The following is a 14,030-nucleotide window of genomic DNA, read 5'->3' as shown; positions in this document are numbered from 1 at the left end:
TGGAATATGTTTCAACTACCCAAAGCCTTTCCGGATGAAGTACTCCTAAGCAGACTAATTAGATTCGTTACTATCTCAGGCGTATCGAGTACGACATTATTGGAAAGCAGTTTTAGTTCAAAGAAAACGTCAATTCACCCATTTTTGACCTCAGGGTTAAGTCGTATCGCAGAGTTATGTAATGAAGACGTAAATGTTTTATTGAAAGAACAAACCTTAGCGCCATTATTTTGTTTTTACCTACCAGTGCATGCTGACTATCTACAAAAAATGATGCTCACCAATAATGGAGCAAAAGCCTTCAGAGCAAGCCAATTAGCGTCATTTGGAAGTGGTCAATCTCTTGGTTTGAAATCATGTCCGTTATGCGTTCAAGAAGACCTCTCAAATTACGGAGTTTCATATTGGCATCGGAGTCATCAAGTTCCAGGTGTTGCAACTTGTGGTTATCATGGAACCGTGCTGTCTTTTCTGGAATTAACACAGCGGCAACGCATAATCAGACAATTGCTGCCTCAGCTTGAAACCAAAATTCAGTATTCTCCCCCTGTTGAGTACATGGTCGCAGCTTTTTCCACTCAATTACTGGGCTTGTTAACTGCCGAAAATCCAGTACACAAGGTCACTGACGCATATCGCTACTATCTCAATGAAAAGGGCTATTTGACTCAAAGTGGAAGAGTGCGAAGACAATCTCTGATGCATGACTTCTATAAGTATATCTCAAAGCACAGTAGTACTAATGCGGCTCTAATCCCGAGGAAGCAGGATGATTTTCGGTATCTATCACAACTTTTAGATGAAGATGGGAGCCATCATCCTTATCGGCATTTGTTATTCGGCACTTGGTTGTTCAATAGTGCTAAACAAGTTTTTGCCTACCTCCCCAAGCCGATCTTATCAAACGAGAATACTGAGCCAGACAATAAGTATAATCAACAAGCCGTTGAGCAGGAATGTTTGGCTCTTCTCAAAACCGGAAAGTCATTAGCTCAAATAGGCAGGGAAACAGGAAAGAGCAGGTGCTATTTAAAGCGAATAGCCTTATTGAATGATATTTCAATAAATTTAAAACCCAAATTGCTCACTCAAAAGGTTATTAACGCTATATGTTCACTTGCATATTATGGATTTCATCGTCGTGAAATAGCTAAACGTTGTGGCGTCGGTATTGGTGCCGTGGAACAAATAATTTCAAGTAGACCGGGGCTCGTTGAAAGACGGAAGCAGTGTCGTTTTGAGTCGGCGAGACGAAAAAATCGCGTATTGTTGCTCAGATATTTGGCTCTTCATCCAGAGTCCATAAGAAAAGACGTGAAACGAGACTGTAATTCAGCATTTTTCTGGTTGTATTTGAATGATAGGGCTTGGTTAGAGGAAGCGTTGCCTGATAAATTGCATCCCTCGGGTAGGTATTCAAATTAGAGGGTCTGCAATTAATATCTTGTTCCCAAGCGGGGAGTCAATACAAAGCTTTATTTACAGAGTTATGTCTTTAAATGGTAGAAGGGAATTCGACAACATAATTTCTCCAAAAGGGTTATGGAAAGTTGACTTTGTTCTCGGTCCAAAGTTATTGCCGTACTTCTCAACTTTTTCTGAAGGGCAGTTGGCTCTTCTGCTGAAAGAAAACTTCAAGCACTATATCGTCACCAATTATCACCACAATCCTTTTTACTATTTAGAGTTATATCTAAATATCTTTAAAAAAGGGGGCCACTCTCACGATGATGTATACAGATACAATAGCTTGTATCAACGAAAGACGAATATTACATTTTGTCCAAGCTGCATAAAAGAATGCCTCAAAGCTAATGGCTTTGGGTATTTTAAGAGCGAATGGCAAATCAACCAAAAATGCGAAATACATGGGACTTCATTGTATTTCTTGCCAGAGAGTTCAAGGCAAAAGGCGATTGATAGCATTAGAACTATCTTATTGGGTGAGGTGCCAGCATCTGCATCAGGTTATATCTCTAGTGGTAATAGTTCTACCGAAGAACGAAGGACAGGGCATATCACCCCATGTTTATTCGAACAATACACTCTAAGACTGCGTAATGCATTGAAAAGTTGGGACATTGAAAAGGCCATAATCTGTAATGAAAGTCATTTTCATGTTATGAAAAATGCGTATGATAATTTATTTTACGCTAATTCAGGCTTTCCAAAGCAAGTACCCCACAGCAAGATTAGTGTATTACTGGATTATTTAGTTACTAAAGGTACAGTCATTGGTTCGAAGATCACTTCTATACCTACTGAAGTTATAGAAGTTCTCAATGGTATAGATGACTCAACATCCTGTAGTGAAGACCTGGTAGCACCAGTAGAAAGAAGTTGTTCAAAATGTAAGTACTCGAAACAACATTGTGCCCTTTCTCCGCATATTGAATTGTTCAGATTTAAACAAAATAGGTTTCAATTGATTCCTGATAATTATTGTGAAAGGGTAGATAGAAATGTTATCCGAAGAGGGGGGTATTATGAGCCTTTTATTCCTTACTATCATGAGGAAAGAAATTCTGGCTTCTGTGAGGGGTATTGGGAAAGTAAGTTAAGTTCAAGTTGGTATAGTACTGAAGAATAACGAAGAGCGTTTCAACATCATATTTCAATGGAGCAGAACAGCGCGAACTCATCTAGTTAGTGGTTCTAACAATGGGGAGCAGTCATTTATTGGAAATCTCATCAATGTCATGGTGGTAAATTTGGGGGAAGGTCAATTTGAGACCAAAAGTGATCGCCCTGCTGACTATAGTGAACGGCATTGGGTGAGAGTGGTAGTCTAGAAGGAGAAATTTAAAGTCCTAATAACTTAAGAGTAAATTCCGACTTATAGACAAAGTAAGCAATATGTACTTGAACAAGACCTGTAATTGCTAAAGAAGTTAGGTAAAACACTTTAGACCAAATAATTTGGGAATTTATCAGCTGATCTACTTCCTCGGTAGGTATGTGGTTATGAAGTTTGTTTGACCAGCTCCTTAAGGCTTTTTCTGATACTTTTAAGTCAGCACTTGCGTTAAGCCATCTAATAAAAAAACTAACGCCTAAGAAAACTCCGGCAAGCTTAAAAAGCATCTGCCCTTCAGGGGAATGTAGCAAACCGTTATTAACAACGGCTTTGGAAACAGTACCTACAGTAAATATAAATCCTATAGTGAGTAGTGATTTTAGGAGTTCGGAAGCTAATGAAAATGCCTTCTCAGCAAATTTGTCTGTTACAGACTGAATGTCATTGTAAATTTCTTTAAGTTCTTTTCGGTAGTCGTCACTGCGTTTAGCTATAACGAATCTATAATTACTTTTTGCTTGCTCAAAAGCAAAGTTTACAGTTTGGTAGGTGACTTCCATTAAATTTCCCGAATTGCATTCGAGAGATAGCCTGTCAATAACTAGTTGCAAAGGTATGTCAGGGTCTTCTTTTCCATAACACCAAGCAATGCACTCTGAAAGGCTAGATAGCAGTTCGGCTTTCAGGTCTAAACCATCTTCTTTTAAGGATGTTTCTATGTGTTTTACCCCCTTAAGTTCAACCCTTTCATCAGAGTAATAGTTTGTACACAACGATAAAAACAGCTGTTTTGCAAAGGCCTGTCGGAATGGTTTCGCCAACTCACAACTTACATCCCCCCAGGTTAATTCAAATTGTTGGGGGTTTAGTTTTAATGGGGTGCTGCTAACGATATGCACATGCTTTAGAATTTTATCTGGGGGGGGCAACTTGCTTCCAGACAACCAGTCTTCTCCCAGTGATTCACTATGATCTGCTGGTACAACAGCTAACTTAGGACCACCAAAGCAATTTTTCATTTGATATACATGGATTCTGGTATTCTGGGCATTGTTAATAGCCCCCTCTTCTAAAGGTAAAGATAAACCAAGTCCTCCTAGATCAGCGCTAAAGGATTCAATGCAACAGTAGAGGACTTCATCTACATCTCCTGCACCGGAACATAGCTCTTGGATGAACTCTTTTTTCTTAAAAGTCAGTTCAAACTCTGCACATGAATGTGTAATTGTGCTTTTAATATCCTCGGGTACAACAATTTCATCATCAATATTCAAAACAAAGTAAGGCGATAGGCTATTTTCTGTGATTAATTCAGCCAGAAACTCTAGCTGCTTATTCAGTCCATCATCAAAATAACCATTCATGTACAAGTTATTGATATTTTCGTTATATTTCTCTGCATAGCTGCGAAGTTTAGCTACAGCTGCACAGACATTGCTAACTGATATCATCTACATTATCTGCTGTTATGGTTATAACGGTCCTATTATTTCTTGTTTCTTGCTTAACACCCACATCCTCCATTTTACCGAGCCACTCAACAGTTACATTCATATTTGTTTTCAGTTTAGTTTTCTTATCTTTCTTGGGAATGCTATTTCTACTGGGGGTAAATTGAGCCCCATTTAGTCCTATCCCGTCCATATATGAGTCGAAACTTGCTTCTAACCTTGATTGAGTTTCAGGTGTATCATGATTACAAATCAGTTCTTTAATGTCATCCATATTAATAGATTGCGCATCATGCGCTTCCATATAGCTCACAACACGAGCTTTTACATCAGATGGTATTAGCTCTTCGTGTTGAGTTGCCCATTTCTTTGAGTGAGAAATGGCTCTTCTCATCAGTACAGTGTTGTCTTCTAGAAGCCTGACACATAAAAAATTCTTGAAATGGTCTCCAATTGCTACGTCAGTATCTTGTTTAGCACCTGTTTTACCACGTTCGACAGCAATTACATCCCAGTTAAAGGAATCTCCTACATCAATGATGGCCCTTTTTTGGATTGCCGCTTTTTCTTCAAGAAGACTATCCGTTATTTCTTCAAATGAAACTTTTGTTGGATCATCTTCATCTCTGATCTGCTGTAAGACTGGTTTATAGTCAAGCTTAATTATGGCAACAAAGTTTTGTGGTTGCAGGTTTACCAGCATACTAAATGTTGTGACGATTACTATACCATCGGCCATTCTCTTATCATGCTGAGCCTTAAAGTTGTGCGCAATACGTTCACTTGTTCTTAGAAACAAATCATCGTCATCTAGATTGCCCACTAAATCGACGCATTGCTCATTTAGTGGAGCATTGTCGGCATCAACAAAAGTATATTTCGTCCCTCTGGAAGATTCTGCAATCATTTCTGTGAAGAACTCCTTCTGAGTTTCAGTTAAATCAACAGCAGAAAGATAATCGACTTCTTCTTCTTCAGTAATGAGGATGTGGTAAATAAATTTATGAATGGTGATACTTGCTCTCATTGCCTCTGTGATTGCAAGCGCACGATTATAGTTATTTGACATAAGAGTTCATTTTTAACCTAAAAAAGAACTTTAAACAAACTCTGCTAAAAGTTCTAGGGTGAAAAATCAATTAGTCCAAATAATGGAGAGGCTGCCCTAATTAGTGGGCAAATAATGTTTAACTTTGGGTCACCTCACATGAGAGTGAATGTAATCAAACATGGTTGTAACATCATATGATTTATTTATATTAAGAGCTAATGAATACATCAAAAGGGGCTTTGGTAGATGCATGTAGTGGCATAGTTAATTTGACCACTGCATACCTTTCCTTTGGGTTTGTTTTATTATCAGTTGTTATTTAGCTTGTCTCTCATCATGATTTCCTTCGTTCTAGCTCAAGTAATTTTGGTGTCCATTCGATGATTTCTTGCTCCTGGAAAAAAGGATGCAATGTAAGACCGGCTGCCTCTTCATTCCAACCAAACTCATGGCATATTTCACCTATAAGATGTGTTTTCCGTTCTGTTGCTTCCACCGAATGAGAGTGAAGCGCTTTGGATGGGTCCATACAGACTAGTTGCAACCTATGTTCGTGATTACGCGCGCTCATCGCTAACCTGCGAGCGATCATAAACCCACCTAAATCAATATCACCCCAGTGCATGAGTACTTTTGGATTGACGGATTCGATAATCCTCTCATAGGCAGAGAGCAACGAAGGTGTCGGATTGCCCGCGATGTAGATAATGAGTAAGTCATGTGGATTGGTCTCATGTTCTGCCGCTTCATTGAAGCTAGCTAGGTTCTCAATCGTTAAAATGCAGTTTATCTTCTGTCGCGATGAATCAATGCTAATAAGCCTGTCCGGTCTGAGCCCCGAGTATGGAAAGATTAAGTTGGTTTTCCCTCCGGTGGTAGTCAATAAGATGTCAGGGCTTCCACTTATAAGCATGGGCTGCGGGTGTTTCACTAATCCCAATTCAGCAAAAACGTTGTCACTTTCTACTAAGTTGTCCATGCCCATGAGCCGATTTATTTGTGATCCTAAAGCCTCTATTCGTTTGGAATCGTTAAATAACTGGATGCTGAGCCGCCGAAGCAATATGTCCTTTTTTGACGTGTCGGTATCAAGACAGTGTTTGATTACACTAGCGGCATCCGATACCTTCTGAGCATTTTCATAAGACGCACCAGCAAATGTTTTACCCTGGCGCCACTGTTCAATGGTTTGCTCAACGGCAGGTATACGATTGTCGATAAACGGAGCCAGTAGCTCAATGGCTTTCATGGTGCCAGTCCATGGTGTAACAAGTGCCAATGTGGTCGCGGCTGCGTCTGGGTTGGTGAGGGTAATTCGCATAAGCTGCCCGTTTACGCCAGCGAGTCTATCCCACTCAGCCTCAACACAGCCGACATTAATAAAGCGTTTTAATCTGGCATGGTAAGCTTCGCGCATAGTGCTTTTTTCAAGATTAAAGTACTCCGGCAGGCTATTTTTTGTGGCTGGAATAGAAACGGGAGCCAGCTTCATGACAGCTTCTAAATCACCTGTTTTAAATAAGCGGTTTGCTACCCGCTTTATCATTTTTTTTATCGTGTTGTCGCAAGCTTCGTATCCTTTCTCAGTCATTTCTGCAGACTCACTCACTAGTCATACCTGCTGAAGCGATATCAACGCTTTCAGACAACTCTGTAAAGCCAAGCTGAGCAAACGCGTCCTTCATGACCTGTGGGTTTTCATCAGGTAAATCAGATGTCATCAATTGATTAGCTTTGGCTTTAAACTTGGTGCGGATCATGTCGAGATGCAACTCTTCTCTATCTAAGTCATAGATAGTTTGAGTCATGGGTGAGAGTTTATTTCGTTCTGTTTCAGGACCCGCCATAATTAATTGCAGTCCAATACTCTGTAGAAATTTGGCAGTTGCAATCGCATTCGTGGTGTCCATGCCATGGAAGGCTTCATCAAGACAAATAATGCCGCTCGAAGGCGCTTTATCTTTGTGGTTTTGTAAACGATAAGCTTTGGCAAGTGCTGCACCTGCTGCGACATACATCGGCGCAATGTGCTCTCCATTGGAACCCGAACCTTGTCTGTTGGACATGCGATCTACACGCTTTCCTCTTACCAGGATATCGAGATCAAAGGTGTAAAAGTTACGATAATCTAAAACGGTATTGGTACTACCGGACTCTGCGGCTTCCTCAATCAATTCTTTTAACGTGCTGTCTAGCTCCGCTGCATCGGGCGACAATAACGAGAACCCCTCTTCAGATGTTGCTATCTCTTCTATATGCTTGACTAGCGCGTCATAACGTTTCACAACACTTGCCGTAAACCTATATCGCTCGTCACCAGTGAATGCTGGACAGGACTCAAGTATTCTATTTAACGCTTTTCGATCAAGTTCCATTTCTTTGAATCTGTCATAGAGCGACATCGCAATATCAGTACGCAGTGTTTCTTCACTGGCTTTTCGTGCTTGTTCCGCTTCTTTTTCGTACTTGTGTAGTCTCGTACCGAACAGGCGTTCACGCTCATCAATAGTCCACGCGTGTCTTTCATGCCAATCCACATTGTTGAACTGAAGACTGTCTACATAAGCTGTCAACGCATTGTTAGCATTATCAGTTGCCTTGATAAGCTTGTTTTTATGACGAGTAATGAACTCGTCAAGTGCGTCGACTCTTTCACTGTGTTGGGGGTATCTCGTTTCGATTTCGTCTTTGTAAACATCCATTATGTCATGCATGACCAGCGGATTGTTGAGGGTTGCTTTCTCTCGCTCTTTTAAATCGGGAATGACCTTTTCAAGGTCAACCTTGTTGTTCTCTTTATGAGTGATTTGCTCTGTCAAACCAGATTTCAGTGTCAAAGCATGGTCTCGTTTAGTCTGAAGCACTTTGGCTTCGCTCGCTGCGACTGCTGCTTTTTCTCTTATTGTATCCAGGTGAGAGATATTGATCCCCTTTAGCTGAATCTCAGCGGCAACGATGTCTTTTTTAGCTTTCTCAATATCCTCACTGACAGTGCGATCCTGCTCGTTACCTTTATCAGCCAATGCCATTTTGACCTTATTGATGAGCGTCAGACTCCTACGTGTAGTTTCTAGCTCTTTCTCAGCCTCTGTTTTGCGAGCGGCAAGATAGCTGGTATCCAGCGCTGAACGACCAATACGAAGGTCAGTGACTGGCTTGATATTGATGGATTTGGTTAGTCCACCCTGACTGAGCATGCCATCTTTAGTGATGGCTCTTGGGTGCGCCGCAAGTTCCTCTTCGGTTTCAACCAACCGTATCGTGTTGAGCCTCAGCCATAATAGCTTTTTCGCTGTATCGTTTTCACACTCAAACAAATCGACCGCATACTCACGTCCACGATAACGTGTATCAATATCGCGGAGGTGCTCTGGCTGAACTATCGATGCACCTCTGACATTTTCATTGTCTCGTCTGGCTTGACGTAAAAGGCGCACTGCATCAACAGTGCTTCCATCGGTAACTACAAGTGCGTCGCGAACGTCCCCTAAGTAAGATTCGATCGCTGGTGCCCATGTCTCGTCTTTTAAGGCGCATAGCGCTGACAGTGGGGACGCATCAATCCCATTGGCATTGAGCAATGCCAACAACGTCGCAGACCCTTCTCCTAATAGACGACCTGTTTGCTTCGCGGCTGTGATCCTATTGGCCAGATCAGTTTTCTCTCGTTCTAACTTCGCTTCTTCTTGTGTTAGTAAAGAAAATTGCGCGCTTATGGCTTTTTCAACGGCATTCAGCTTAGGTGTCAATTGAGTGAAAGCTTTTTTTACCGCTTCACTAGGAGCAGATTGATTTCTGCCAGTATTGAGCGCATTGATGATTGATTTTATTTCGTTTTGTAGAATGCCGAAATGCGGAAGGTTTTCAATCTCGCGCAGTGCATTAATGTGGCGATTAGCTCTTGATACTTCTGGATATTGATTGGCGGCAATAATCCTTTTATTTGCCGAAATGCTTTCTTCAAGACGAAGTTTTAATTGCTCATTACCATCTGATTCAAGAGCTATTTTTAACTGATTCACTTCATCAGATTTTTCACTATATTGTTCATCGAACGATTTGAACTGTCTTTCTGCTTCATTTAGCGTTTCGTTAAGCCGTTCAATTTCCTCTTCGACGTCATCAAGCTTTTCTAACTGAGCTTCAAGTGCGAAGATGGTGCCGATGGCTTCGTATGTAGCGATCTTTCCCTCAGATTTTACCGCAGTTTTATAGTCTTTGAGTATACCGTCTAGTTTCCCAATACGTTCTTTGGTTTGACTGATGAGTGCTTTTAAATTGATAAACTGCTCGACTTGCTTCTGAAAATCAGCAATATCAACAGGATTGGACTCAACCACAAAGTTGCGAACAAACATATCGATAGAATCTACATCTTTTAAGGTCATCGCTTTAACAAAGGTTGCCATGAACTTTTTTGGCTCAGGCATGCGAGCGCCATAAAGGGCATACAACAACTCTTTAACATATTCATTCGAAGAATCAGTAAATGTGGGGGTTCGTCCTATCTCCTTAGCAATTTGAGTATGGTTTTCTTTAAACTCAGCGTATTCGATGGGTCGTTCATTATCTCCATCAATTACTAGGCAATCTTTTGCGCTAACGCGTTGACCCGGCAGGATAAAAAGGCCCTTTAGCTCATGCTTATCAGAATCGTTATCCGCCTCTACGCAAAGGCCTGCGGACAGAGTTCCTTGCTCGGTACCGTCACTAAAAACGGCGATCAGATAAGTGCGAGCTTCGTCTCTCGCTTGTTTTATTGCATGACTTCCGTCTTCTGGATTACGTAATAGCCCCAAACAGTAACCGGACAGTTTTCGCTTATTCTTGCCAGAGATAAGTTGGGCGTTGTAGCTTGAGTAATTCTGGTTCCCGCCTACCATAATGGTCTGAATCGCATCCAGCGTCGTGGACTTTCCGCATCCATTGGGACCCAAAAAGGCCGTACTACCATCAATAATAATATCTTCGGCTTCGTGAAGGTAAAACTGCACCAGCGTAAGTTGACTAAGCTGTTTCATCATTCCCTTCCCCAGTGTCTCTTTGCATTGATCCAGTAATTCGCAGCTCACCTGGTTCATACTGCATTTCAGCATGTGCCTTCAAAGACGCGATGGCATTTTCGTTCATGATGCTTTGGATCCCAGGCAGTACTTGTATGTACCAATCGGTTTCGTCGCCATTCAGCTGTTTGATTGCCTTGGCAACGCCCCAGCGTTTCATAACATCAAAAAGACCTAGGAGCTCAGACTGGGGCTTCATTGGAAGCTCTCTGTTTGTTGAGGTTTTATAGGCCGTCTCGAGTTCGATGAGGGAGACGCCTGCGATGCCCTGATGCAATGTGCCGCGTTCCATATGCTGGTCATAGAGTTTACGCAACACTAGGACCAGCAGTGTTTCTTTCAAGGTGATCTTCGACGTTTCAGGAATGGTAGGTATGGCAGCCACATACTGCTCATTTCTATTGATTTCTAATCGGCACCCAAACATATCCAAGGCCTGGGTAAAGTCAGCTTCATATTGAGCAATAAGGTCAAAGTCTTTGCGCTGATTGCTATTCCCTTGATATAGCACTTGCTCATTGAGTAATCGCATAGCGGCTTTTTGAAAATCTTGAACGGCATAGATTTCTTGGCTTTCTGCGAGTTTTGTCCATCTACTCGACATAACTATTTTCCTTTTGTGTCAATCGTGTGATTTTGACTACCGGGGCTTCTATGAAGTCATTTTCAAAACGTTCCCCGGTAAGTTCAATCAAAACGTGCTTAAAGAGATTTTTTAATACCCCAAGGTTCGCATTATGCTTGCTAGAAGAATATTGTTGTCGCTCTGCCAACATGCCTAACCGGCTAAACGCCGCCATCACGCACAAATCATTGATACTATCGATGGACATGTCAGCAGTGGTAGTGTGACCTCCCTGAGGCAAGTGCCTATCGATGTACTCCACTATCTTAGATTGTGATACGTCTCGATTTCCCTTCATTATCTGTCGAATGAGTCGCCTTGCTTGTGCCTCAGGAGATAGTTGACGTCTTTGGATGATGGCACCTTTGCGTTTCTTAGGTTTTTGCTTGGGTGGCCTTAGAACCTGCTCAGATAACAATCTGCCTTGATTTAGGCCGATAGGAAGTAAGAAATCATCATGCCCCAATGAATCTGCTGTTCTAATGATGGCATCAATGGCATCATCAATTTTCTGCTCAAAGTTACCGGTAGAGCGCACCTTGTATTCCATGTAATTTATGGCCTGATTATTCGCTCTTGTAACTGTGTCCTTTAACCGCTTTAACAGTCTATCAACGGAGCGAAGTGCTTCAACTCGCTCGACGTCTGCGGTCAACCTCTCATTTGCCTCAATATCGTTCTTGCATCGAAGATTTTTGCGATACCATGCAAGCAGTACAACTTTGGTCTTTTCATTGTCAATGAGCTCAGAGGCTAAATTTATAATTTCCCATCTCGCGGTTAACGGGTGATTTTGAGAGAATAAATCGAGGTAGTCACCAATGTAGAGGCTGGAAATGTATTGACCAAAAAATTCGGTCACAAACAACTCAGTTGTATCAATTTCCCGCATTTTTTCGTTCGCTTCACGAACGCGCATGCGCGTCGTATTAAGCATCTGCAACAAGTTGGAACACTCTTTGGCGACAAGCTGAAATACCGAGGCATTTTTTTCTGGATCGGCATGTACTTGCTTTAAGTTATTCTTAATTGATTGAACGCGACCACCAACAAATTCAGGGCCTTGTTCCGCGAAATTTTTGAGTAGCTCAAATAGACTTTGGACCGTTGGACGCATGATAATGTAATGGTCAAAGCCAGCACGTTCTCGTGATAACCATTCGCTATCCAACAGAGCTTTGAGCACTTCGTTGGCCCTCACATTCAGCGGTGTATGCGTCTCATCTGGAGCAATCCCATGTTTATCATCCCAGTTTTGTAAGAAACGCTCTATTGATGAGGTGACCTGTCTAAATGCCCACCCATCGAGCTCCGGAGGATCCGCTTCAGGCGCAAAGAACTCTGCATATAGATGATTTATCAGTTCCCAATTACGTACCGCATGCTCATGGGCACTCAGTGGCCTGAACAAGTGAATTGGTATACGGTCAAATAACCCTACTGTTTTGCTTTCTTCTTTATGCATTTCAATTTGCGTCTGTGTTTACATTGGCTAGAAGATGAATTATCTTAACATTAAAGTTAATTTAACATTTATGTTAAGTTTATATCAAGGTTAGTTAATTGGTCAATGAAAGCCGTGAACAAAAATAATAGAGTCGCTTCTCCTTTGGTAGAAGACAACCGTAAACGACAACAGTACGAATTCATCGAGCTCGTCCTGGCTTATGAGGGGCTGATCACGAATCAACGTGTGCGTGAGCATTTCTCTGTCAGTAATGTTCACGCCTCGAGACTTATTGCCGGCTATCGAGAGTTGTTTCCCAAAAACATCGAAATATTATCGGGAGAAGGTAGGGGAAAATACACAGTGACGTCGCGATTTAAAGCTCAAGTGGCCAAACTCTCAATCGCACGGTATTTTAAAGTAGCGGGCAGTAGTGGTGCTCATGTTGAGACTGAAAGTGTGCAGTATGATTTGACAAATATCGCACCAGAAAAATTTCGAACTATCCACAGTGCCATCGTTCACAAAAAAGCGGTCAAACTGCTTTACAGATCAATGAGCACTCCATCTGGGGCTGAACGCATTATTCACCCCAAAGCGCTTGTTTTTGCTGGAAGGCGATGGCACGTTAGAGCCTATGATGAGCGCAATGGCGAATATCGAGACTTTAATTTGGCGCGAATGGAATCGTTGTTTCCCACAGATACTGAACAATTGTTGCCTGCAGACGAATCGTGGAACAATTACGTCAAGTTGCATTTGGTCGCTCATCCCACTCTTTTAAAAGAGCAAAGTGAATTAATAAGGGATGAGTTATTTGAAGGGGCCACCAGTCGCGTCGTGACTGTAAGAGATGCTCTAGTAAATTATGTGCTTCGCGAACTAGAGGTGTCTACGGATGCTGATACGCAAACCCCTCCAGAATATCAGGTGTTTTTGAAGCGAGTTGAACGCAAGCTACAAGAATAGTTTTGCTTAGGCTTTCTATTCATAGCCAAGGTAAAATAAATAGTTAATGAGAGTGCGATGGCCAGACGCTTTAAAAGTATCGACGACTACGAACGTCACCTGAGGCACAAATGGGGAAGTGGACACCTTGCAATATTCTAATTTAGAAATGTGCCATTAATCGAGTCAGCGGCTACAAGAAACTGTACCGTTTATTGTAGCAGTGTGATTTTATTTAATGCCACTATTTAGATCCGTAGGTGTTTTTCTAATAGCCTCATTGTTTTTTCTTTGGATTCCTTTGATTTATTATCATTTGGATTATTGATAGCACAGACTCTATTTTTAATTTCTTCATTGAGCTTAATCTTTAGCTTTTCCTTATCTTCTAACTTTTCTAAAGCATCAATAACTGCTGACAAAAGCATATGTTTGCAATTAATGACCGAAGAGGTGAAGTAATTTAAGGAACTATGAAATCTATTACTGCTGTTATCATAATTGGAAAATATATCAATCCCGTGCTCTATGAATACCTCCAATATTCTATCTATATCCTTCCTATTGGTAGGGCTCTGTTGATCAATTCATTCCATAGACAAAACATCAGTAATGAAGCCCCATTTCAGGCCACTTTGTAGGTTTCAG

10 protein-coding genes are annotated in these 14,030 nt (G+C 41.5%); 3 read left to right on the top strand and 7 right to left on the bottom strand.

All coding sequences use genetic code 11. The features are described 5' to 3' along the window. Positions 1-6: 6 nt before the first annotated feature. A complete protein-coding gene (locus tag HJG39_RS12505; protein ID WP_268409574.1) occupies positions 7-1,425 on the top strand; it encodes a TnsD family Tn7-like transposition protein in 1,419 nt (472 codons plus the stop codon). 64 nt (positions 1,426-1,489) lie between these two features. Continuing rightward, positions 1,490-2,590, top strand: coding sequence for a hypothetical protein (locus HJG39_RS12500; RefSeq protein WP_268409573.1), 1,101 nt, complete (start codon positions 1,490-1,492; stop codon positions 2,588-2,590). 212 nt (positions 2,591-2,802) lie between these two features. On the opposite strand, the gene HJG39_RS12495 is transcribed toward HJG39_RS12500, so the two are convergent. From HJG39_RS12495 to HJG39_RS12470, 6 genes are all read right to left on the bottom strand, one after another. Beyond that, positions 2,803-4,248, bottom strand: coding sequence for a hypothetical protein (locus HJG39_RS12495; protein WP_268409572.1), 1,446 nt, complete (start codon positions 4,246-4,248; stop codon positions 2,803-2,805). Continuing rightward, positions 4,235-5,317 (bottom strand): hypothetical protein, encoded by a 1,083-nt coding sequence (locus tag HJG39_RS12490; protein WP_268409571.1) that lies wholly within the window; start codon positions 5,315-5,317, stop codon positions 4,235-4,237. Before HJG39_RS12490 ends, HJG39_RS12495 begins: the two co-directional genes overlap by 14 nt. Positions 5,318-5,633: 316 nt before the next feature. After that, positions 5,634-6,908 carry a Wadjet anti-phage system protein JetD domain-containing protein gene (locus HJG39_RS12485; RefSeq protein ID WP_268409570.1) on the bottom strand — a complete coding sequence of 425 codons (1,275 nt, stop codon included), beginning with the start codon at positions 6,906-6,908 and terminating at the stop codon, positions 5,634-5,636. Continuing rightward, the gene (locus tag HJG39_RS12480) at positions 6,901-10,323 is read right to left on the bottom strand and encodes an SbcC/MukB-like Walker B domain-containing protein (protein WP_268409569.1); all 3,423 of its coding nucleotides are present in this window, start codon (positions 10,321-10,323) and stop codon (positions 6,901-6,903) included. Before HJG39_RS12480 ends, HJG39_RS12485 begins: the two co-directional genes overlap by 8 nt. After that, positions 10,307-10,966: a DUF4194 domain-containing protein gene (locus HJG39_RS12475; RefSeq protein WP_268409568.1), complete on the bottom strand. Its 660-nt coding sequence runs from the start codon at positions 10,964-10,966 to the stop codon at positions 10,307-10,309. The genes HJG39_RS12480 and HJG39_RS12475 overlap by 17 nt, the downstream gene beginning before the upstream one ends. Then, entirely contained in the window at positions 10,956-12,452 is a 1,497-nt protein-coding gene (locus tag HJG39_RS12470) for a Wadjet anti-phage system protein JetA family protein (RefSeq protein WP_268409567.1), read from the bottom strand. Before HJG39_RS12470 ends, HJG39_RS12475 begins: the two co-directional genes overlap by 11 nt. 105 nt (positions 12,453-12,557) lie before the next feature. Between HJG39_RS12470 and HJG39_RS12465 the strand changes: the two genes are divergently transcribed. Continuing rightward, positions 12,558-13,403, top strand: a complete 846-nt coding sequence (locus HJG39_RS12465; protein ID WP_268409566.1) for a helix-turn-helix transcriptional regulator — start codon at positions 12,558-12,560, stop codon at positions 13,401-13,403. Between the two features lie 227 nt (positions 13,404-13,630). Here HJG39_RS12465 and HJG39_RS12460 read toward each other — a convergent pair whose 3' ends face one another. Beyond that, complete coding sequence (locus tag HJG39_RS12460) at positions 13,631-13,810, bottom strand: hypothetical protein (RefSeq protein ID WP_268409565.1); 180 nt, start codon at positions 13,808-13,810, stop codon at positions 13,631-13,633. Between the last annotated feature and the right edge of the window lie 220 nt (positions 13,811-14,030).

Source organism: Alteromonas sp. a30 (assembly GCF_026788005.1).
Classification (GTDB): Bacteria; Pseudomonadota; Gammaproteobacteria; order Enterobacterales; family Alteromonadaceae; genus Paraneptunicella.
Note: the sequence above shows the minus strand (reverse complement) of the source record. Positions and strands in the feature narration are given on the sequence as shown.

Coding starts and splice junctions, on each gene's coding strand:
- HJG39_RS12505 (WP_268409574.1), top strand. CDS start 7: ATGTTTCAACTACCCAAAGCCTTTCCGGATGAAGTACTCCTAAGCAGA.
- HJG39_RS12500 (WP_268409573.1), top strand. CDS start 1,490: ATGTCTTTAAATGGTAGAAGGGAATTCGACAACATAATTTCTCCAAAA.
- HJG39_RS12495 (WP_268409572.1), bottom strand. CDS start 4,248: ATGATATCAGTTAGCAATGTCTGTGCAGCTGTAGCTAAACTTCGCAGC.
- HJG39_RS12490 (WP_268409571.1), bottom strand. CDS start 5,317: ATGTCAAATAACTATAATCGTGCGCTTGCAATCACAGAGGCAATGAGA.
- HJG39_RS12480 (WP_268409569.1), bottom strand. CDS start 10,323: ATGATGAAACAGCTTAGTCAACTTACGCTGGTGCAGTTTTACCTTCAC.
- HJG39_RS12475 (WP_268409568.1), bottom strand. CDS start 10,966: ATGTCGAGTAGATGGACAAAACTCGCAGAAAGCCAAGAAATCTATGCC.
- HJG39_RS12470 (WP_268409567.1), bottom strand. CDS start 12,452: ATGCATAAAGAAGAAAGCAAAACAGTAGGGTTATTTGACCGTATACCA.
- HJG39_RS12465 (WP_268409566.1), top strand. CDS start 12,558: ATGAAAGCCGTGAACAAAAATAATAGAGTCGCTTCTCCTTTGGTAGAA.
- HJG39_RS12460 (WP_268409565.1), bottom strand. CDS start 13,810: ATGCTTTTGTCAGCAGTTATTGATGCTTTAGAAAAGTTAGAAGATAAG.